Annotated in this window: 15 protein-coding genes; 12 read left to right on the plus strand and 3 right to left on the minus strand. The window is 66.6% G+C overall.

Translation table 11 applies throughout. The annotated features are described in order from the left end of the window. The 7 genes from C9I47_RS05460 to C9I47_RS05490 all read left to right on the plus strand — a co-directional run bounded on the left by C9I47_RS05460 (position 1) and on the right by C9I47_RS05490 (position 11,664). Complete coding sequence (locus C9I47_RS05460) at positions 1 to 3,702, plus strand: TonB-dependent receptor (protein WP_223250290.1); 3,702 nt, start codon at positions 1 to 3, stop codon at positions 3,700 to 3,702. Positions 3,703 to 4,150: 448 nt separating this feature from the next. After that, the gene (locus tag C9I47_RS05465) at positions 4,151 to 5,794 is read left to right on the plus strand and encodes a GEVED domain-containing protein (protein WP_190238614.1); all 1,644 of its coding nucleotides are present in this window, start codon (positions 4,151 to 4,153) and stop codon (positions 5,792 to 5,794) included. 65 nt (positions 5,795 to 5,859) lie between these two features. Continuing rightward, positions 5,860 to 7,734: a prealbumin-like fold domain-containing protein gene (locus tag C9I47_RS17445; protein ID WP_145985430.1), complete on the plus strand. Its 1,875-nt coding sequence runs from the start codon at positions 5,860 to 5,862 to the stop codon at positions 7,732 to 7,734. An 11-nt stretch (positions 7,735 to 7,745) separates the two neighbouring features. Next, positions 7,746 to 9,011, plus strand: a complete 1,266-nt coding sequence (locus C9I47_RS05475) for a CshA/CshB family fibrillar adhesin-related protein (protein WP_145985431.1) — start codon at positions 7,746 to 7,748, stop codon at positions 9,009 to 9,011. Then, positions 9,008 to 9,649: a hypothetical protein gene (locus C9I47_RS05480; RefSeq protein WP_145985432.1), complete on the plus strand. Its 642-nt coding sequence runs from the start codon at positions 9,008 to 9,010 to the stop codon at positions 9,647 to 9,649. Before C9I47_RS05475 ends, C9I47_RS05480 begins: the two co-directional genes overlap by 4 nt. A gap of 228 nt (positions 9,650 to 9,877) precedes the next feature. Continuing rightward, the gene (locus tag C9I47_RS05485; RefSeq protein WP_111265858.1) at positions 9,878 to 10,660 is read left to right on the plus strand and encodes a transcriptional regulator; all 783 of its coding nucleotides are present in this window, start codon (positions 9,878 to 9,880) and stop codon (positions 10,658 to 10,660) included. A gap of 446 nt (positions 10,661 to 11,106) precedes the next feature. Next, positions 11,107 to 11,664 carry a DUF922 domain-containing Zn-dependent protease gene (locus C9I47_RS05490; protein ID WP_190238615.1) on the plus strand — a complete coding sequence of 186 codons (558 nt, stop codon included), beginning with the start codon at positions 11,107 to 11,109 and terminating at the stop codon, positions 11,662 to 11,664. A 53-nt stretch (positions 11,665 to 11,717) separates the two neighbouring features. Here the strand turns inward: C9I47_RS05490 and C9I47_RS05495 are convergent, their stop codons facing one another. The 3 genes from C9I47_RS05495 to C9I47_RS05505 are packed head-to-tail and all read right to left on the minus strand — an operon-like array spanning position 11,718 to position 14,603. After that, the gene (locus C9I47_RS05495; protein ID WP_111265860.1) at positions 11,718 to 12,446 is read right to left on the minus strand and encodes a sulfotransferase-like domain-containing protein; all 729 of its coding nucleotides are present in this window, start codon (positions 12,444 to 12,446) and stop codon (positions 11,718 to 11,720) included. Then, on the minus strand, positions 12,443 to 13,378 hold the full coding sequence (locus C9I47_RS05500) for an aminotransferase class IV (RefSeq protein ID WP_111265861.1): 936 nt from the start codon (positions 13,376 to 13,378) through the stop codon (positions 12,443 to 12,445). The genes C9I47_RS05495 and C9I47_RS05500 overlap by 4 nt, the downstream gene beginning before the upstream one ends. Positions 13,379 to 13,400: 22 nt before the next feature. Beyond that, positions 13,401 to 14,603, minus strand: a complete 1,203-nt coding sequence (locus C9I47_RS05505) for a dipeptidase (protein WP_111265862.1) — start codon at positions 14,601 to 14,603, stop codon at positions 13,401 to 13,403. A 389-nt stretch (positions 14,604 to 14,992) separates the two neighbouring features. Here C9I47_RS05505 and thrS point away from each other — a divergent pair, with 389 nt between their 5' ends. From thrS to pheS, 5 genes are all read left to right on the plus strand, one after another. Continuing rightward, entirely contained in the window at positions 14,993 to 16,921 is a 1,929-nt protein-coding gene (gene thrS / locus C9I47_RS05510; RefSeq protein ID WP_111265863.1) for a threonine--tRNA ligase, read from the plus strand. Positions 16,922 to 16,986: 65 nt separating this feature from the next. Beyond that, positions 16,987 to 17,523: a translation initiation factor IF-3 gene (gene infC, locus C9I47_RS05515; protein ID WP_111265864.1), complete on the plus strand. Its 537-nt coding sequence runs from the start codon at positions 16,987 to 16,989 to the stop codon at positions 17,521 to 17,523. Between the two features lie 661 nt (positions 17,524 to 18,184). Beyond that, complete coding sequence (gene rpmI / locus C9I47_RS05520; RefSeq protein WP_024889803.1) at positions 18,185 to 18,382, plus strand: 50S ribosomal protein L35; 198 nt, start codon at positions 18,185 to 18,187, stop codon at positions 18,380 to 18,382. A 13-nt stretch (positions 18,383 to 18,395) separates the two neighbouring features. Then, positions 18,396 to 18,755, plus strand: coding sequence for a 50S ribosomal protein L20 (gene rplT / locus C9I47_RS05525; protein ID WP_111265865.1), 360 nt, complete (start codon positions 18,396 to 18,398; stop codon positions 18,753 to 18,755). A 216-nt stretch (positions 18,756 to 18,971) separates the two neighbouring features. Next, positions 18,972 to 19,982, plus strand: coding sequence for a phenylalanine--tRNA ligase subunit alpha (gene pheS, locus C9I47_RS05530; RefSeq protein WP_111265866.1), 1,011 nt, complete (start codon positions 18,972 to 18,974; stop codon positions 19,980 to 19,982). Positions 19,983 to 19,991 lie beyond the last annotated feature (9 nt).

The following is a 19,991-nucleotide window of genomic DNA, read 5'->3' on the forward strand; positions in this document are numbered from 1 at the left end:
ATGAAGATGAAGCTGCTCGATTACGCGCTGCTCAGCATCCTCGCCGCCGGCTATCCGCTCTCGTCGAGCGCCCAGGACCCGGTGTCCGGGGGCGCCGGCGAGGCGGCCGCCGAAGGCGCGCCTGCCGAAGGGCCGGTGGTATTCACGATCCGTTCCAGGGGCGAGAAGCAACCGGTCACCCGTAACGTCACCGAGGCTTCGTCGTCCGAGACGCTGCAGCCCGACCGGCGGGTCGAGGTGCGCGCTGAACACCAGCGTTCGGAATGGAGCGAGAAGCTCCAGCCCGGCCAGGCGGTGGCGATCGGCAAGTGGTCGGTGGACCTGCCCGGTGGCGGGGTGATCTGGGCGACCGAGGATCCAGACCTGGGTACGGCGTCGATGAGCGTGTCGGCGCCGTCGCTGGTGCCCTTCGACGGCAACCGCGTCACCAAGCCGGTGCGGTTCCGGGCCTATGCCAACCATTCGGCCTTCATCGACAGCGCCGAGGTCCTGGTCTACCGGGCCAGCGATGTCGATCTGGTCGATCCGGTGGCCACGGTCGAGCTGCCGGTCGCGGCGATCGCCGAGGCCGAGTGGGACGGTGCGCTACCGGCCGGCTACGAGGCGCGTGCCGGCGACGAGCTGGTCTATATCGTCCGCGCCTACGGCGAGGGCGGCAGCTTCGACGAGACTTATCCCAGCCGTCTGCAACTGGTGACGCCGGAGGAGGCCGAGCGCGGCGCGCAGGCGGTCCGCAACGCGGTCGAGCGCGAGCATTCGCAAGCCTTCAGCGTCGAGGACGCCGAGCAGCGCGGCCAGATCGACAGCGTGTTCGGCCGCAACAGCCTGCGCCAGCAGAACATCCCGATCCACGGTTCGCGCATCCGTATCCAGGGCCGCAACCTGCCGGAGAACACCCAGGTCAGGATCAACGGCCAGTCGCATCCGGTCGATCTGGAGCGCAAGCTGGTCGCCGAGTACCTGGTGCCGGTCGGCCGCCACGGCTTCGACATCGAGATTGCCGGTCGCGGCCAGCCCGAGCCGGTCCATCACCGCCTCGACGTCGATGTCAGCGGCAAGTACATGTTCGCCGTGGCGCTGGCCGATGTGACCGTGTCCGGCAACAACGTGTCCGGCTCGATCGAACCGCTGGGCGACGACGCCGAGCGCTTCGACGACAGCCTGATCGTCGAAGGCCGGCTGGCGTTCTATCTGAAGGGCAAGATCAAGGGCAAGTATCTGGTCACCGCCCAGGCCGACACCCGCGAGCGCGAAGTCAGCGAGCTGTTCGATGGCTTCTGGGACGCCGACCCGCAGGACGTGTTCCGGCGTCTGGACCCGGATGCCTACTACCCGGTCTACGGCGACGACTCGACCACCTACCGCGATGTCGACACCCAGGGCCGGCTGTACGTGCGGGTCGACTGGGACAAGAGCCAGGCGCTGTGGGGCAACTTCCAGACCGGCATCACCGGCACCGAGTACGGCCAGTACTCACGTGCGCTGTACGGTGCGGCGCTGAACTGGCGCAGCCGGCGCGCGAACGCCTGGGGCGACCCGGGCAGCACGCTGAAGGCGTTCGCCTCCGAGGCGCAGACCGCGCCCGGACACAGCGAGTTCCTCGGCACCGGCGGCAGCCTGTACTACCTCAAGCACACCGACATCCTGCCCGGTTCGGAGCGGCTGGCGATCGAGGTACGCGATCCGACCACCGGTCGGGTCGAGGACCGGATCGAGCTGCAGCCCGGCGCCGACTACCAGATCGACGACCTGCAGGGCCGGGTGATCCTGGCCGACACCCTGTCGATCGTTACCCGCGACAACCTGCGCCGGCTGACCCGCGACACACCGCTGGACGGCCTGATCCAGGTGCTGCTGGTCGACTACGAGTACATCCCGACCGGCTTCAACCCCGACGAGGTCACCGCGGGCCTGCGCGGCAAGCACTGGTTCGGCGACCACGTCGGCCTGGGCCTGACCTATGTCGACGAGAACCGGGCCGGCGAGGACTACACCCTGATGGGGGCGGACCTGACCCTGCAGGCGGGTCGTGGCACCTATCTCAAACTGGAGCACAGCCAGACCGAGGCGACCAGCGCACCGGTGTTCTTCTCCGACAACGGCGGTCTGGGCTTCAGCCAGCTCAACGGCCTGGGCGAGCGTCGCGAGGGCGCGGCCAGCGCGGTGGAGGCGCGGGCCAACTTCAAGGAGCTGGGCTGGACCGAGCTGGACTGGTCGGCCGGCGCCTGGTGGCGCAAGGTCGATGCCGGCTACTCGATCGCCCGTTTCGACAACGGCCAGGAGGTCGAGGAGCACGGTGCCGAGGTGCTGGGCCAGTTCGCGCCCAACCTCAACGTCTACGGCCGCTACAGTCGCGCCGAGCGGGGCCGGGAGTCGCTGACCCAGTCGCAGTTGACCGGCGAATGGCGGATCAACGATTTCAGCACCTTCAGCGCCGAATTGCGGCGGGTGCAGGAGGCGCGCGTAGGCGGCGACGCGGCCGGCACCCTGGCGGCCTTGCAGTACAAGCACCGCTTCGGCACGTCGCTGGACGTCTACGGCACCGCGCAGTTCACCCTGGACGACGACGACGGCCGCTACCGCGACAACGATGCCTACACCCTGGGCGCGAAATACCTGTTCGGCGACCGCTCCAGCGTCGGCGCCGAGCTCACCCATGGCGACCGCGGCGACGCGGCCCTGGTCAGTGCCGAGTACCGGCTGAACCCGGACCACACGCTGTACGCGAACTACGCGGTCTCGACCGACGACAGTCCGTTCGACCCGCTGTTCAGCCGCCGCAGCCAGGATGGCTGGACGCTGGGCCAGCGCTGGCGGTTGTCGAACCAAGTCAACCTGTTCAACGAGAGCCAGTATCTGAAGACACCGCGCGAGTCGGGCCTGGCCAACACCTTCGGGATGGACTTCTATCCGGCGCTGGGCTGGAACATGGGCTTCACCCTGCAGGAGGCGGACCTGGAGTCGGTGCTGGGCGCGATCGACCGGCGCGCGGTCAGCCTCAACGGCGGCCGCACCTCGGCCGACACCCAGTGGCAGAGCAAGCTGGAATGGCGCCGCGACACCGGTGCCGAGCGGCGCGAGCAGTGGGTGACGACCAACCATCTGACCCACAAGTTCAACGAGAGCTTCCGCGTCGCCGCGCGCCTGAACTGGTCGGATACCGACGACGAGCTGAACCCGCAGGCCGGCGCCAAGTTCGTCGAGGGCAACTTTGGCTTCGCCTGGCGTCCGTGGAACAGTACCCGCTATGCCCTGCTGGGCCGCTACACCTACCTGTACGACGTCTCCAGCCTGCCGCAGGACGAGAGCGTGGCGTTCTACGACCAGCGTAGCCAGGTGCTGGCACTGGAGGGCGTCTATCACCCGTCGCACGACTGGGAGTTAGCGGCCAAGCTGGCGCGGCGCGAAGGCGAGGTGCGACAGGGGCGGCAGACCGGCGCATGGGCGGATTCGGCGGCGACCTTCGCCGCGGCGCAGGCGCGCTACGGCATCACCGACGACTGGAACCTGCTGGCCGAGTACCGCTGGCTGGGGGTGAAGGACGGCGGCGACCGGCAGGGCTTCCTGGTCGGTATCGACCGCGACATCGGCCGCAACTTCCGCATCGGCGCCGGCTACAACTTCACCGACTTCAGCGACGACCTGACCGACTTCGACTACGACCACCGCGGCTGGTTCCTGAACATCGTGGGCCGCTACTGATGAGGCCTCCGGGTGTCGCGATTGATTGGGTAAATGCGTGAACAAGGCTACAAAACAAAAGAGAAGAGATCTCGTGGAGATACGGCGGACATTGCCGGACGCGTCCGCGTTGACCGATGTTCGGATCAAGGGGGCTCACAACCCGTCCATGGGCGACAGGTCATTCGTGATCGGCGCCAGCGAAAGACGGATCTGCAGCTCTCGAAGGAGCCCGGGCATGCGTGGATTCCCTGTTCCGCGCATGGGCCTGGCGAGCCGCTGGACACCCCAGCCGGGGCTCGCCACAACGGATTGGGCCAGGAAGGCCAGGTCCGAGACCGCCGTGAGGCGGCCAGGAGTGGAAAGGGAAAGGGAAGTTCCTCTCCACTCGTTAAGATTCAGCAGGACCGGGGCTTGGGGTAGGAAGGCTTCAAGGCCCGGCACCTATGTGATGAGGCATCGGCGCGGCATGGTGCGCCGTATTGCACTGGCGTCGGTCTGCACCGTGGCGCTATCGGGAACGGCGTGGGCGCAAACCACCGTCTTCGACTGCGCGACGGGGAGGGTGACCAACAACGGTCGAAACGGTTTCGTCGCCCTGCCGGTCGGTGATCTGACTCCGGCCCAGGTGTCCACGCTCAACGGCGGAGGCACGGTGACTTGGGTCACGCCGCTGCTCAATAGCGCCGGTGACGGCTTCATCACTGTCGATATCACCTCCGGTCCCGCACCAAACAGTCCCAATCCCGGAACCATCGACCTTGCACTATCCATCAGTGCGAATCCGAACGGGGATCTGATCGCCGGGCGCACCGGGAACAGCTCGACTGCGGGACACACGCTACGCTACGACTTCTCGGAGCCGCTGCGGATCGCTGTCGCTTCGGCTTCGAACAATTCCAGTCGTTCCACGCATGTAGGCGGCCCGAACATTGGTCTGGTTGCTGACGAGCAGGTTCATGTCGCCAGCGATACGTCGCTTGATGGGCGATTGCTGCGCGGCGACGGCGTCGTCTACAACACCGATGTGTCGGCCTCGGCATCGACCTCGGGCTATCGGTTTCTCGGCGACAACTCGACCCACCTCGTGTTCGGGCACTCTTCCGCTCAGTCCAATGTGCTGGATACGGTCTGGAGAGCCCAGACGAGCGGGCAAGAGGGGACAAACTGGGTCGCTGTCGAGTACTACGTGGCTCCGAACGGATCGACCTACAACGATCCCTACTATCTTTTCGTCGGTCCGATGTGCGCCGATTTCGGAGATGCGCCGGATCTCGGCTACCGGACCCTGCTGGCTTCGGGGGGCGCAGCGAACACGCGGTTGAATCGGGTCGATAGCAACAGCGATGGGGTTGCAGATCAGCCGCTGCCGCTATTCCTGGGTGCCACAGTCGACATCGAGCCCGACGGTCAGCCCAGCGGCGACGCTGGTGGAGACGGCGGCGACGAGGACGGGGTCAGCATTCCCGCGACCTTGCCGCAGGGGCAGGCGTCGACGATAGACGTGGCGGTCAACCAGCCCGCTTCCGGCGCCGGCTTCCTCAGCGCCTGGGTCGACTGGAACGTCGACGGCGACTTCGACGACGCGGGTGAGCAGATTGCCACCGACCAGCAGTTCACCGCCGGTACCAGCGGCAGCATCAGTCTTAGCGTGACGCCACCGCTCGTAGCCCTGCCTTCCAACCAGACCTTCGCGCGATTCCGCTGGTCGAGTGTGGCCGGCGTCGCCGCAACCGCTGGCGGAACCGACGGCGAAGTCGAGGACTACGCCGTGGAACTGGTGCCGGCGTCCGACCTGGAGATCACCAAGACCAATACGCCGGGCGTCAACGGAGAGGTCGACCAGGCCGGCGACACGGTGGTCAGCGGTGCGACCACCACGTACGAGATCCGCGTCACCAACAACGGCCCCAATGAGGTCACAGGAGCGCTGGTGCGCGACACCCCGGCGGCGGGCCTGGATTGCCAGCCCGGCAACCCGGTGACGATCACCGGCAATGGCGTACCCGCCGGCAGCTTCGCCATCGGCAATCTGACAGGTGCGGGTATCGCGCTTGGCACGCTCGCCAGTGGCGAAACGGCGATGCTGAGTTTCACATGCGCGGTGCTCTAGATGGTCGCAAGAAATGAAGTTCAGGAATTTTTGGGTGCTTCTGATGAGGGTTAAGAATGAAAGCGATGACTGACTTCTGGGGTGGGGGCCATGACAGGCCCTTGTCGCCGGTTTCATGGAGCTCAAGATTGTCGGCGGGTATTTTCGGTTTCGCTATTCTGATGATTTCAAGCTCTTCATTTCAGCATGCCCATGCACAGCAGAACTTTGCGCCAGCACCGAATCTGAATGCCATTTACGGCAACTTGATTGCGGTACAGCGGGTGCAGTACGACTATACCGGGGCCGATCAGGTCATCACCGCGCCGGCCAATGCCATCGGCGTCTATTTCAAGGTCTGGGGCGCCGGCGGTGGGCGCGAAATCACGCTCACCAACGAGAAGGCCGGTGCGGGCGGCTATACCGGTGCGGTCTTCAACACCAGCGGGGGAACGCAATATACGCTGGTGGTCGGCGGTGGCGGAGGTCGGTCCGTAAGACCAGACGATTCCTCCGCAGGGCCGAGCCAGGTTGGAGTCTACGGCTTTGGCGGCCGCGGTAACCATGATCAGGGCGGGGGGCTGTCCGGGGTGTTTACCGGTAGCACTGCGGTCACCAATACCAGCCGCGCGCGCGCACTGGCGGTGGCCGGCGGCGGTGGCGGCGCAGACAACGATGGCGGCGGCGGCGGTGGGAACCGGGCTGGCGGTACAAATGGCAATGGCGCCTTGTCGGGCTATGGCGCAGTTCCGGGGACCCTGAGCTGGAATTACACAAGCGGCAGCACAACGGGGCGTTCTGCCGGCCCCACCATCGTGGGTACGATGCAAGGCAGCAATGACGGGATCACCAGTCCAAACAATGGCTCTGGCTGCCAGAACATCGCCTATCCGGCAAATTGGCAAAGCAGCGGCGGTGGCGGCTATGAGGGCGGAGGCCGCGTCAACTATACCGTTGGTTCCGGCAGCACCACCGTTGCCACGCGATGCGGCATAACCGGCGGGCATTCGGGACGCGGCGGTTCCGGCTTCGTGGCCGCGGGCAACCGCTTCCAGTCGATCGAATTCACGCCCGAAATTTCGGGCGGCAACAACAACACCGTCAATGTGGCACCGCGCCATGGCGCCGATACCGATCAGACCAATACGACCGGGCAGCCGCGGCCGGCGGTGCCGATCGGCCAGGCAGGCAATCGCTCGAACCTCGTTTACAGCTCCAATGTCAACGGCGGTGGCGATGGGCGGATCGTAGTCTATTGGGTCGTCGCGGCGCCGCGAGTGGGCGTGCAGAAGATTACCCCCAACGGAGTGGGCGGCCCCTTCTCCTTCGCCGATACCAATCTGACCGGGGCAGTGGCCAATATCACCACTACCGCGGCCAACACCGCGACCCCCGATCTGGCGACCGCAACCGTCAACGCGCTGCCGGTCACCACGCCGGGGGCCAACGTCACTCTGACGGAGAGCGCACCGGCGAACTTCAACCCGGTCGGCGTCACCTGCAACGACAATAACAGCGCAAATACCGGCAATACCAATCCGGTCGCGACATCGGCCAATGGCAGCGTCACAATCCCGGCTGCGGCAACCGCCGGCCTGCAGGCGGATATCATCTGTGTGTTCACCAATACTGTGCCGGCAGATCTGCAGCTGACCAAGACGAACACGCCCGGCATCAACGGCAATGTCGATCAGGTGAGCGACACGGTTGTTTCTGGCCGATCCACGACCTATCAGATCAGGGTCTTCAACGCGGGTCCCGGCGTTGCCACCAACGCACTGGTGCGCGATACGCCGACAACCGGCTTGGACTGTCCCGTCGGCAACCCGGTGACAATCACCGGCGATGGCGTACCCGCCGGCAGCTTCACCATCGGTAATCTGACAGGGACGGGTATCGCGCTCGGTACGCTCGCCAGTGGGCAAACGGCCGTGCTCAGCTTTACTTGCTCGGTGCTCTAGGGGGCAGGGTGTTGGGCAAGGCTGCTGCAACCGGGCAAGGCCAGAGCAACCGGATGGGATGGGGGCGATGGTCTTTGCCGGCGCCGGTCTATCTGGCCTTGGCCGTGCTTTTCCTGATGCCGGCTCCGGTTCAGGCGCAGTACGCGACCGGCGACTTCGGGGTGTACCGCAACAGCATCGTCTGGTTCCGCTGGGGGAACCATCTGCAGAACATCCCCAACACCGGGGTGACCATCACCAATTCGACGGCCGTCGACGGCCAGTTCCTGCGCGTGACCTGCACGCTTTCCTCGATCAGCGGGAGCGGGCCGAACCCGGATGCCGTCGCCTACCGGCTAGGCGCGTGGGCGGGCGACATCCTCGACGATCTCTATCACATCGGCGGCGCCGGTCCGGCCAATCAGCTTGTCGTGGGCCTGGCGAACCGGACCGACGGCGCGACTGTGTTCGGCAACATCGCGTGTTCGGCGACCTTCGGCCCGACCAACAGCGTGGCGGATCCCGCCTACCCGTTGAACGGCCTGGTCTTCGCCGATGCGGAGCAATCCAACGCCGGCCAGAACGAATCGGTGGGGGCGGCCTGGCCGCTGGGCACCTGGAGGCTGATCGAGCGCGCCAGTACTTGCGGCCAATCCGGGTCCACGACCACGCGAAGCACGGCCCACAACGGTCTGACCCTGGGCGGAGCCAGCCCCATCTGCAACATCGCCATAGGCGATGCGGGTCCCGCCGGCATCGCCTTCCTCGATGGCTCGACCTCGTTCAATTTCGCCGTGGATGGCAGCGGCCCGATCAGCCTCGCGTGGACGATGCCCGGACCGGCGGGCCTGGTCCCCGGGGCCAGCTACATGCGTCTGCGCATCGGCGCGGTGGACGTGCGGGTCAACGTACCGGCCGGCAATGCCTTCAGCGGTGAGGTCGAAGACCATCCGGTCACCTTGACGATGGCCACCGATCTGGCGATCACCAAGACCAACACGCCTGGCGTCAACGGCAAGGTCGACCAGGCCGGCGACGCGGTGGTCAGCGGCGCGACCACCACAGACGAGATCCGCGTTACCAACAACGGCCCCAACGAGGTCGCCGGCGCGCTGGTGCGCGACACCGCGGCTGCGGGGCTGGACTGTCCACCGGGCAGCCCGGTCACGATCAGCGGCGATGGCATTCCCGCGGGCGGGCCGTTCGATATCGCCGATCTGACCGGTAGCGGCATTGCGTTCGGACATTTGGGTGTCGGCGATGTGGCGGTCCTGGAATTCAGCTGCAGCGTGCAATGACCATGTGCATCCCCGGTATTCCTCCTTCGCTTCGCGACAAACCAGTGCCCGATCGCAGGGGTGTCCGACGACCGCCGGTCAGAGGGGTTTCGGCGAAACCGAGCCTGATCGTCGACGAGCTCATGGCCCTGTACGAGGTGTTTGGCGCGCGCGCGTGCGTCGACAGACTGCGGCGGCGGGTCGAGCATTCCGGCCACATGGCGAGGCGGGCGCTATCGGAGGGATTCGATCAGGATGTGGTGCTGGCTGCGTTCTTCTACAACATCGAGTACGTCGCCGCCCACGCGGTGGGCGTTCGTGAATTGGAACGTTACCAGGACGTTTGCGCGGGATACCTGCTCGAGCGCGGGTTCTCCGGACGGGTGTGCAGGATCGTGGGTTCCCGTGTCGACGCCGAGCGCTACATGCGGTTCCGATGGCCGGACCAACCGCCAAGAGCGCGGATGGAGGGGATGGAAGGCGTGCGCGACCTCAGTGCGATGAGCGAGAGCGAAGCCGGTCTCTATGAGGGGCATCCGGACTTTCCAATCTATGTCCAACTGCGCGAATGGGACGGACAGAAGCTCGACGAGGGCATGCCGAGCGGGATACTGATCCATATCCGGCGCATTGCCTCCAGGCATTTGCACTGCAAATGAACATACTCGTGCGCACGGTCGCCGCGTACCGGGACGTGCGCGCGCCATCGCAGATGCCAGCGATAGCGCGCACTGGTGAACAGCTTTGGCAGCTGATGCCGCGTGACTTTCGAGATATCTCGTTTATTTCAGTGAAAGAACGCGGTTGCGTGATTTTCCGGGTAGGGGGCGGCGGCGCCCCTGCGTTTATCAGAAGTGTGTGCAACTGCGATATCGGATGAGGTCAGCGTGTCCGCCCGGATCAGACCCAGTTGGCTGGAGAGCGATGCGAGATATCTGAAGATCGATGATCTGGTCATCGACCTGAACTATCGCCGGATGTTCTCCGAAGAAGGTGAGATCAACGCGCCGCAACGGGCGCTCGATCTGCTGCTGTTGCTGGTCAAGGAACCGAACCGGCTGCATTATCGCGCCGACCTTCTCGAAGCCTTGTGGCCGGGGCTGATCGTCGAGGACGCCAACCTTTCGCAAAGCGTGTGGTTGCTTCGCAAGGCGCTCGGGCCGGAGCGCAAGAGTTGGCTGCGGACCGTGGCCGGGGCGGGCTATGTGTTCGAGCCGCCCACAGAGCCCGAAACGCTGGCGACGCTGCCCTGGAACGAGGACCCCGACGTCGGTCCGGATGGGTCGGGTCCCGATGCGGCGACGTCGAGCGCCGCAGTTACCCCTTCGCAGCCGGCCGACGAGCAGGCTTCGGTTTCGACGCCGTCGTCGCAGACCGTGGTCGACGGACCGGATCCGTGTGCTGCTCCAGCGTCCACGCGATGGCTTGCGAGGTTTGTCGGATCGGTGACGTCCTATATCGGCAGTCGCCTGGTCCTGGTCTTCGTGGCGATGGCGGTGTCCTACGTCCTGTGGACGGTGCTGCATACCTGTCCGCGTGAACTGGAAACCGCCGGTGCGGCGCCGATCATGGAACCGGCGGTTTCCGACGTGAAGCGCGACTGTGCGAGACAGGTGGTGGGTAGCGCGTGGTGTGACGGTCATGAGCATGACGGCGACGGCGACATATGAGCGTCCCGCTCGCTTTGCCTGGAGGCGCTCGCATGGCCGACAGTGGTGACTCGCGTGCTGCCCCGGAACACGGTGTCCAGGACCTGACGAAGCCACCGACTTCACGGACCTCGAGTCACCTGCCCCTGGCCCCGCATGCGCGCGGCCGGGTGGGAGCGGAGCCCGCCCCGGGTGGTGACGCGACCCGGCTCAACGCCTGCATCGGGAAGCAGGTTCCGAGCCGGTACCGCTGTCCCGAGGTATCCCTGTGCAGCACTTGTTGTCGTAGACGCTGTAGTTCCGGCTCTCCGGCGGTCATGCCGTCGGAGAGCCTTTTTCTTGTGACGGGTTTCTTGTGACGGGACACGGGCGCAGGGAACGATGTCGCGGCCTGGCGTCAGGTCGGTCATCGCCGCCATGCCGTTATCCTGGCTGCGTTCTCATGAGCGGTATCGCCAAATCCGATGATGGAACGAACCATTGCCTGCCTTGTGCTGATCGCCGGCCTCCAGGCTTGCACGGCCGCGCCGCCGCTGGATGTCCAGTACTACGATGTGGAGGGAACGACCCGGCAGGCGCTGCGCCGATCCCTGGCCGAGCGCGGCCCCATCGGCGACGACGGCGTTCGGTATCACGCCTATACACGGTGGTTCGTCCGCTGGAACTATCGTCTGGCGTCGAGTGCGGGCGGGTGCCGCGTGGACTCCCTCGAGGTGGGTCTGGAGGCCACGATGATCCTGCCCAGATGGAGCGGGTCGAAGGATGCACCGGCATCGTTGCGCAGACAGTGGGAGCGCTACGTCGCGGCACTCAGGCTGCACGAGGAAGGCCACTACGCGCATGGTGTCGCGGTCGTGGACGAAGTCAGACGGCGACTTGCCGCGCTTGGCGGTACGGAGAATTGCGGCAGGCTCAGGCAACGAGTCGATGCCGAAGGTGAGGCGGTGCTGGAGGCGTACCGGAAGCGGGAGCGCGAGTACGACCTCCACACCGGGCATGGCGCAACCCAGGGAGCACGGATCTAGGGCGGCTCCGGACGACTCGATTGTGCGGGCATGGTGGCCGCGGCGTGGCGTCGCTACACCCGCAACCTTGCCGCGTGCAGCCGTTCGAAGGCCGGGCGGCAGGCGTCGGCGACTTCGCGCGGCCGGTCCTGCAGGTGGATCTCGCGTGCCTGCGGCGGCTGGAACCCGGTCGACTTCCAGACCGCGTCGTACCAGTACGGCGCCCAGATGCCGTCGCTGTCGCGGCGACCGGGCGGCCAGCTCAGCATGCGCGGACTGAAGCCTATCCCCAGCAGTTCGCACAGGGCGCGCAGATGCGCCTCCGGGTCGCGCAGGAAGTCGCCGGCGTCGATCACCGGCGGCGGGGCGCCGGCATCGGCCAGTTCGTCGTACAGCTCGGCCTGCTGCAGCAGACCGATGTCCTCCGCCGCGATCTCGGCGCGCGAGCGGATATAGGAGGCGACCACCTCGTCGGGGTCGCGGATCAGGAACACGTTGCGCAGCTGCCGGATCCAGCCGCGCTCCATGTCCGGCAACAGATGGTGGCTCATATGCTTCTGGTACCAGAGCGGTGCGCCACCCGGGACCGGACCGGTCAGGGTGTCGGCGACCCGGCGCCAGTCGCTTTCGCCGTCGGCGATCACTTCGTCGCGGCCCGGATGGTCGAGGCCGGTCGCGGCCAGGTAGGCCGCGTACAGCGGTTCGTCGCTGACCACGCAGTCGGGGCGGTTCTCCCAGGCCCGCATCATCGCGGTGGAGATGTTGCGCGGGCCGCTCCACATCGCGATCCGCAGCGCGCTCATGCCAGCCGCTCCCCGGCGCGGAAGGCGATGTCGCGCGCGACCAGTGCTTTGTACAGCTGTTGCAAGCGCGCCACCATCGGCCCGGGCCTGCCATCGCCGATCAGGCGTCCGTCGATCTGCCGCACCGGCACCACCCCGGCGAAGGTACCGGTGACGAAGGCTTCCTCGGCGCCGTAGACCTCGGTCAGGCTGAAGTTCTTCTCGAACGCCGGAATGTCGGCCTCGCGGCAGGCGCGCAGCACGTTGGCGCGGGTGATGCCGCCCAGGCAGTAGTCGCCGGTCGAGGTCCACACCTCGCCCTTGCGGACGATGAAGAAGTGGGTCGAATTGCAGGTCGCGACGAAGCCGTGCGGGTCCAGCATCAGGCCTTCGTCGGCGCCGGCCGCGGTGGCCTGGATGCAGGCGGTGATGCAGTTGAGCTTGCTGTGGCTGTTGAGCTTGGGGTCCTGGACGTCCGGATAGCCGCGCCGTACGTGCACGGTGAACAGGTTCAGCCCGGTCGACAGGGTCTCGGGTTTGGCGTTCTTGTGCTCGGGGATGATCACGATCGTGGCCGGGCCGACCGTGACCCGCGGGTCCTGGTAGGGCGTGCGCTTGACTCCGCGGGTGACCATCAGCCGGATGTGGACGCCGTCGTGCATGTCGTTGGCGGCCAGAGTGTCGTAGATCGCCCGGGTCAGCGCGGCGCGGTCCAGGCCGATGTCCATGGCCAGCGCCCGCGCGCCCTCGTAGAGCCGGTCGAGGTGGGCGTCGAGGAAGGCGGGGTGGCCGCCGACCACCCGCAGGCCCTCCCAGACACCGTCGCCGAGCACGAAGCCGCTGTCGAACACCGATACCGTCGCCTCCGCGCGCGGCTTGAGCTGGCCGTTGATCCAGATCCGGATGTCGGCGTTGCGCGGATCGTCGTGGAAATCGTGGATGCTGTTGGACACGTGGGTTCTCCGGCCGTCCGCGTCAGCGGCCGGCGCCGTCCTCGACCGCCTGCCAGACCCGCAGCAGGTTCCCGCCCAGCAGCTTGCGGATGTCGGCGTCGGAATGGCCGCGCGCGCGCAGGCCGGCGACCAGGTTCGGGTAGTCGGCGACCGATTTCAGCCCGGTCGGCAGGTTGCCGCCGACGCCGTCGAAGTCCGAGCCGATGCCCAGGTGGTCGATGCCGACCAGGGCGACGCCATGGTCGATCTGGTCCAGCACGACGTCGATCGGCACCTGGCGGTTGGGATGGGCGGCCTTCCATTCCTTGTCGAAGTCCTCCTCGCTGCGCGGCGCCTCGCCGGCGGCGACACGCTCGGCATTGCGCCGGGCGAAGGCGTCGTGGTCGACGAAGTAGTCCTGCAGGTCGCGCGCCGAGGCCGGGTCGACGAAACCGTTGCCGAACGCGATCTGGATCACCCCGCCGGCGTCGGCGACCCGCCGCGCCAGCGCGTCGCTGATGTTGCGCTCGAAGCCCGGGGTGAAGTGGCGGAATGCCGAATGGGTCGCGACCACCGGCACCGTGCTCAGTTCGATCGCGTCGGCCGCCGCCTGGTCGGACAGGTGCGAGACGTCGACCATCATGCCGAGCCGGTTCATCTCCGCGACCGCGCGTTTGCCCAGCGGGCTCAGACCGTTCCACTGCTTCTCGCGCTGGTAGGAGGAGTCGCCCATCGCGTTGTTGGCGCTGTGGACGAGGGTGATGTAGCGGACGCCGCGGTCGAAGAAGAACTGCAGGTTGTCCAGGTCCTCGCCGATCGGCGCGCCGTTCTCCATGCCCAGTGGCAGCAGGACCTTGCCGCCCTCGCGCAGACGTTCGACATCGCCCGGCGAGCGCAACAGCGCGAACTTGTCCGGATGCCGCTGCACCAGCGCCTCGACCGCGTCGATCATCCGGTTGGCGACCGCCCAGGCGCTGTCGTCGGCGTCCTGGCCGGGCGAGGTGTAGATCGACATGAAGGCCACGTCGAGCCCGCCGCGGCGCGCGCGCGGGTAGTCGAACTCGCGGTCGTCGGCCTCGCTGTCGAGGTCGGTCCAGCGGGCCAGCAGTTCGCTGGGGGCGTCGATATGGGTGTCGACGATGATCGCGTCCCGCGCCAGCGCGGCGGCATCGCCGGCCCGGGCGGTGGGCGAAGCGGCGGCGGCTCCCAGAACCATCGACAGTGAAACGGCAAACCCGATGCGCATGGCGACTCCCCGACTCAGTGTGGAATGGGCGGCCCGTGCGGGCCTCGCGGCGCCGGCACGGGCCGGGCGGCGACCGGGCCTACTCTAGCGGCGCGGCCGGGCGCGTGCAGTACGGTGCCGGCGCATGTGAACGGGAGAGGCGTAACGGGGCCGTCGCGTCGGCGCCGTCCGTTGACTTCGGGACGGCCCGACACTAATTTGGCAAGCCCTGCCAGAACCCATCCGGACAAGGTGGCCCGCGGCAAACCGCCGGCCGAGCGTGCGACATGAGCACTACCACCGCCCACCGCTGATTCCTCCTCTGAGGTTCCCGCATCCGCAGGCGCCCTCGAGGGCGTTTTTTTTCGTTCCGGTTCCGGCCGGAGCCAACCCGATATCCGGTAGTTCCCATGATCACGATCACGCTTCCCGACGGCAGCCGCCGCGAGTTCGACCATTCCGTCTCGGTGATGGACGTCGCCCAGTCCATCGGTCCCGGCCTGGCCAAGGCCACCATCGCCGGCGAGGTCGACGGCCGGCTGGTCGACGCCAGCGACCTCATCGAGCACGACGCGCGCCTGCGCATCATCACCGCCAGGGACGAGGAGGGCGTGGAGATCATCCGCCACTCCTGCGCCCACCTGGTCGGCCACGCGGTCAAGCAGCTGTACCCGGACGCGAAGATGGTGATCGGCCCGGTCATCGACGAGGGCTTCTACTACGACATCTACTCCGAGCGGCCGTTCACCCCCGAGGACATGGCCGCGATCGAGCAGCGGATGAAGGCGCTGATCGACCAGGACTACGACGTGGTCAAGAAGATGACCCCGCGCGAGGACGTCATCCGGGTGTTCCGCGAGCGCGGCGAGGACTACAAGCTGCGCCTGATCGAGGACATGCCCGACGAGCAGGCGATGGGCCTGTACTACCACCAGGAATACGTCGACATGTGCCGCGGCCCGCACGTGCCGAACACACGCTTCCTGAAGGTGTTCAAGCTCACCCGCATCTCCGGCGCCTACTGGCGCGGCGACTCCAAGAACGAGCAGCTGCAGCGCATCTACGGCACCGCCTGGGCCGACAAGAAGCAGCTCAACGCCTACATCCAGCGGATCGAGGAGGCCGAGAAGCGCGACCATCGCCGGATCGCCAAGCAGCAGGACCTGTTCCACCTGCAGGAGGAGGCGCCCGGGCTGATCTTCTGGCACCCCAAGGGCTGGTCGATCTGGCAGACCATCGAGCAGTACATGCGCCGGGTCTACCGCGATAGCGGTTACCAGGAGGTCCGCTGCCCGCAGATCCTCGACGTGTCGCTGTGGCAGAAGTCCGGCCACTGGGACAACTACAAGGAGAACATGTTCTTCACCGAGTCGGAGAAGCGCACCTACGCGCTGAAGCCGATGAACTGCCCGGGTCACGTGCAGGTGTTCAATCACGGCCTGCACAGCTACCGCGACCTGCCGATCCGCTACGGCGAGTTCGGCGCCTGCCACCGCGACGAGCCCTCCGGCGCGTTGCACGGCATCCTGCGCGTGCGCGGCTTCACCCAGGACGACGGCCACGTGTTCTGCACCGAGGGCCAGATCGAGTCCGAGGTGACCGCCTTCCACCGCCAGGCGATGCAGGTCTACGCCGACTTCGGCTTCGACGACATCCAGGTCAAGCTGGCGCTGCGCCCGGATTCGCGACTGGGCGACGACGCCACCTGGGACAAGGCCGAGGAGGCCCTGCGCGCGGCCCTGCGCGCGGCCGGGGTCGAGTGGGCCGAGCTGCCCGGCGAGGGCGCGTTCTACGGCCCGAAGATCGAGTACCACCTGCGCGACGCGATCGGCCGGACCTGGCAGCTGGGTACGATGCAGGTCGATTTCATGATGCCGGGCCGGCTCGGCGCCGAGTACGTCGACGAGCACAGCCAGCGCCGCCACCCGGTGATGCTGCACCGGGCGATCGTCGGTTCGATGGAGCGATTCATCGGCATCCTGATCGAACACCATGCCGGTCAGCTGCCGGCCTGGCTGGCGCCGGTGCAGGCCGTGGTGATGAATATTACCGACGCCCAGGCCGATTATGTGGACGAAGTCCGGAAATCCCTTGCAAATCAAGGGTTCCGGGTCCAGTCCGATTTGCGGAACGAAAAGATCGGCTATAAGATTCGCGAGCACACGCTGCAGCGCGTGCCATACCAGCTGGTGGTCGGAGACCGTGAGCGGGACAATGGCATGGTCGCCGTGCGGACACGAGGGGGGGAGGACCTCGGAAGCATGACCGTCGCCGAGTTCGCCTCGCGTTTGCGAGGAGAGCAGGGAGGCGGGGCTTCGACGGAGTCTTCCTCCGCCTGACGCGCAGCGTACTGCAGACTGGACCGGCCCCGTGAATCCGAAGCGATGGGGCCGGCACGACCCTCATTGGAGATTGCACAATCAGTACCCCGGACAAACCGAACCGCAGGAATCACGAGATCCGTGTGCCGCGCGTCCGCGTGATCGGAAGCGATGGCGAGATGATCGGCGTGCTTTCGCGCGACGAAGCCCTGAACATGGCCGAGGAAGAAGGCCTGGACCTGGTCGAGATCCAGCCCAATGCGGACCCGCCGGTCTGCAAGGTCATGGACTTCGGCAAGTACCGGTTCGATCAGCAGAAGAAGGCGGCCGAGGCCAAGAAGCGCCAGAAGCAGGTCGAGATCAAGGAGGTCAAGTTCCGTCCGGTCACGGACGAAGGCGACTACCAGATCAAGCTGCGCAAGATGCGCGGATTCCTCGAGGAAGGCGACAAGATCAAGGTCAACATCCGCTTCCGCGGCCGCGAGATGAGCCATCAGGAGCTGGGACGCGAAATGGCGGCCCGGATCGAGGCCGACCTGGGCGAGGACATCGTGATCGAGTCGCGCCCGCGCCTGGAAGGCCGGCAGATGGTGATGATGATCGCGCCGAAGAAGAAGTGATCCCGGCTCCGCGCGCAGTGCGCGCGGAGGCCGTCGCGACCGGTCCGGTCCGCCCGTGAGGGCCCCGGCCCGGCCGTGCAGACAGCAAGGCGCCTGCGGGCGCCTTCCGCGTTTCCGGCATCGCCCCGCCGGCCCCGGAGGCCCCCGTAGGAGCAGCGGTCTCCTCAGGTAGAAGCGGCGTCAGCCGCGATCCCCAGGGCTCTTCGTAGGAGCGGCGTAAGCCGCGATCCCCGGGCTGCGCCCGGGAATCCCCAAAGTTCGCTGCGCAAACCTTGGGCCCCAGCGGGCATGCCTCCACACCCCCGTTCGCGCCTGCGGCGCGAATCGCCCCCTGACTCAGGGGGCTGGGTGCCACCAGTCGGCGTCATCCGTCGCTGTCGCGTAGGAGCGGCGTAAGCCGCGATGGGGCCTTCCCGGTGACCTTCATCGCGGCTAACCGGATGATTTGCAAGAAAAACCCCGGGCCTGCATAATGTGCGGCCCGGTTCGCCGGGTTTGTGTTTTTGAAGTACCCAGGACCTGTCGAAGATTCCTTGAGGATCAACGACTTACAAGCCGGCAAGGGCAGGACGGAAAGCCCGCAGCGGACGATGCGACGCAGTCGCCTCGGACGGACCTGTGGCGCCCAGGCCAGTGATCCAATATCCGAAAGGACATCCCAATGCCCAAGATCAAGACCCACCGGGGTGCGGCCAAGCGTTTCCGCAAGACCGCCTCCGGCAAGTACAAGGCTGGCCACGCCAACCGTAGCCACATCCTCACCAAGAAAGCGACCAAGCGGAAGCGCAACCTGCGGCAGACGAACCACGTTCGTGCCGAGGACGCGGGCCGTCTGGACCGCATGCTGCCGTATCTCTGAGGAGGACTGAACCATGGCACGAGTCAAGCGTGGCGTAACCGCACGTCGTCGTCACAAGAAGATCCTCAAGCAGGCCAAGGGCTACTACCACGCCCGCCGCAAGGTGTTCCGCGTTGCCAAGCAGGCGGTCACCAAGGCCCTGCAGTACGCCTACATCGGCCGCAAGCAGAAGAAGCGCAACTTCCGCTCGCTGTGGATCACCCGCATCAACGCCGCGGCCCGCATCAACGGCCTGAGCTACAGCCGATTTATGAACGGCCTCAACAAGGCCGGCATCACCCTCGACCGCAAGGTGCTGGCGGACATCGCCGTGCACGATGCGGCTGGGTTTGCTGCGCTGGCCGAAAAGGCAAAGGGCGCACTCGCAGCGTAATTGTCGCCACCGCCCGCGCATTCGTGCGCCGGCGGCGGGCTGGACAATGCAGTACACGCATGGGGAAGGGCGCAAGTCCTTCCCCATGTTTCGTTTTGGGCGCCTGAAACGCACGCACGATGCCGGAGTCGGATGCCGGTATCGGTAACAGCGGACGCGCGGCCGGGGAGACGGGGCGCGGCCACCAACCAAGGGCATACGCAAGGTTCGGCAGCAATGAGCGAAATCCAAGCACTGACGCAACAGGCACTGGCCGACATCGAAGGCGCCTCGACCCCGGACGCGATCGAGGCGCTGAGGGTGGCGCTGCTGGGCAAGAGCGGCACCATCACCGGTCGTCTCAAGCAGCTCGGCGCGTTGCCGCCGGAGCAGCGCAAGGCTGCCGGCGAGGCGATCAACCAGGCGCGCGACACGGTCGGCACCGCGCTGACCGCGCGCAAGGCCGCGCTGGCCGACGCCGCGCTCGACGCCCGCCTGGCCACCGAGACCGTCGACGTGACCCTGCCGGGCATCGACGCCGATCGCGGCGGCCTGCATCCGATCAGCCGCACCCTGGAGCGGATGGCCGACATCTTCGCGCGCCTGGGCTTCGATCTGGCCGAGGGCCCGGAGATCGAGGACGACTGGCACAACTTCGAGGCGCTGAACTTCCCGCCGCACCATCCGGCGCGGGCGATGCACGACACGTTCTACTTCGACGACGGCCGCCTGCTGCGCACCCATACCTCGGGCATGCAGGTGCGCTACATGCTGCAGGCCGTCGCCGACAGGAGCGGACCGCCGCTGCGGATGATCTCGCTGGGCAAGGTCTACCGCAGCGACAGCGACCAGACCCACACGCCGATGTTCCACCAGTGCGAGGGCCTGCTGATCGACGAGCACGCCAGCCTGGCCGATCTCAAGGGCACCTTGTCGGCATTCGTGAGGGCGTTCTTCGAGCGCGATTTCGAGATGCGTTTCCGGCCGAGCTACTTCCCCTTCACCGAGCCTTCGGCCGAGCTCGACATCGCCTGGCAGCAGCCCGACGGCAGCTCGCGCTGGCTGGAGGTGCTCGGTTGCGGCATGGTCCATCCCAACGTGCTGCGCAATGTCGGCATCGACCCGGAGAAGTACACCGGCTATGCCTTCGGCATGGGGGTGGAACGTCTGGCGATGACGCGTTACGGCGTCGACGACCTGCGCGCGTTCTTCGAGAACGACGTGCGTTTCCTCAGGCAGTTCGCTTGAGGGTCGGGG

Source organism: Marilutibacter maris, assembly GCF_003233695.1.
GTDB lineage: Bacteria > Pseudomonadota > Gammaproteobacteria > Xanthomonadales > Xanthomonadaceae > Marilutibacter > Marilutibacter maris.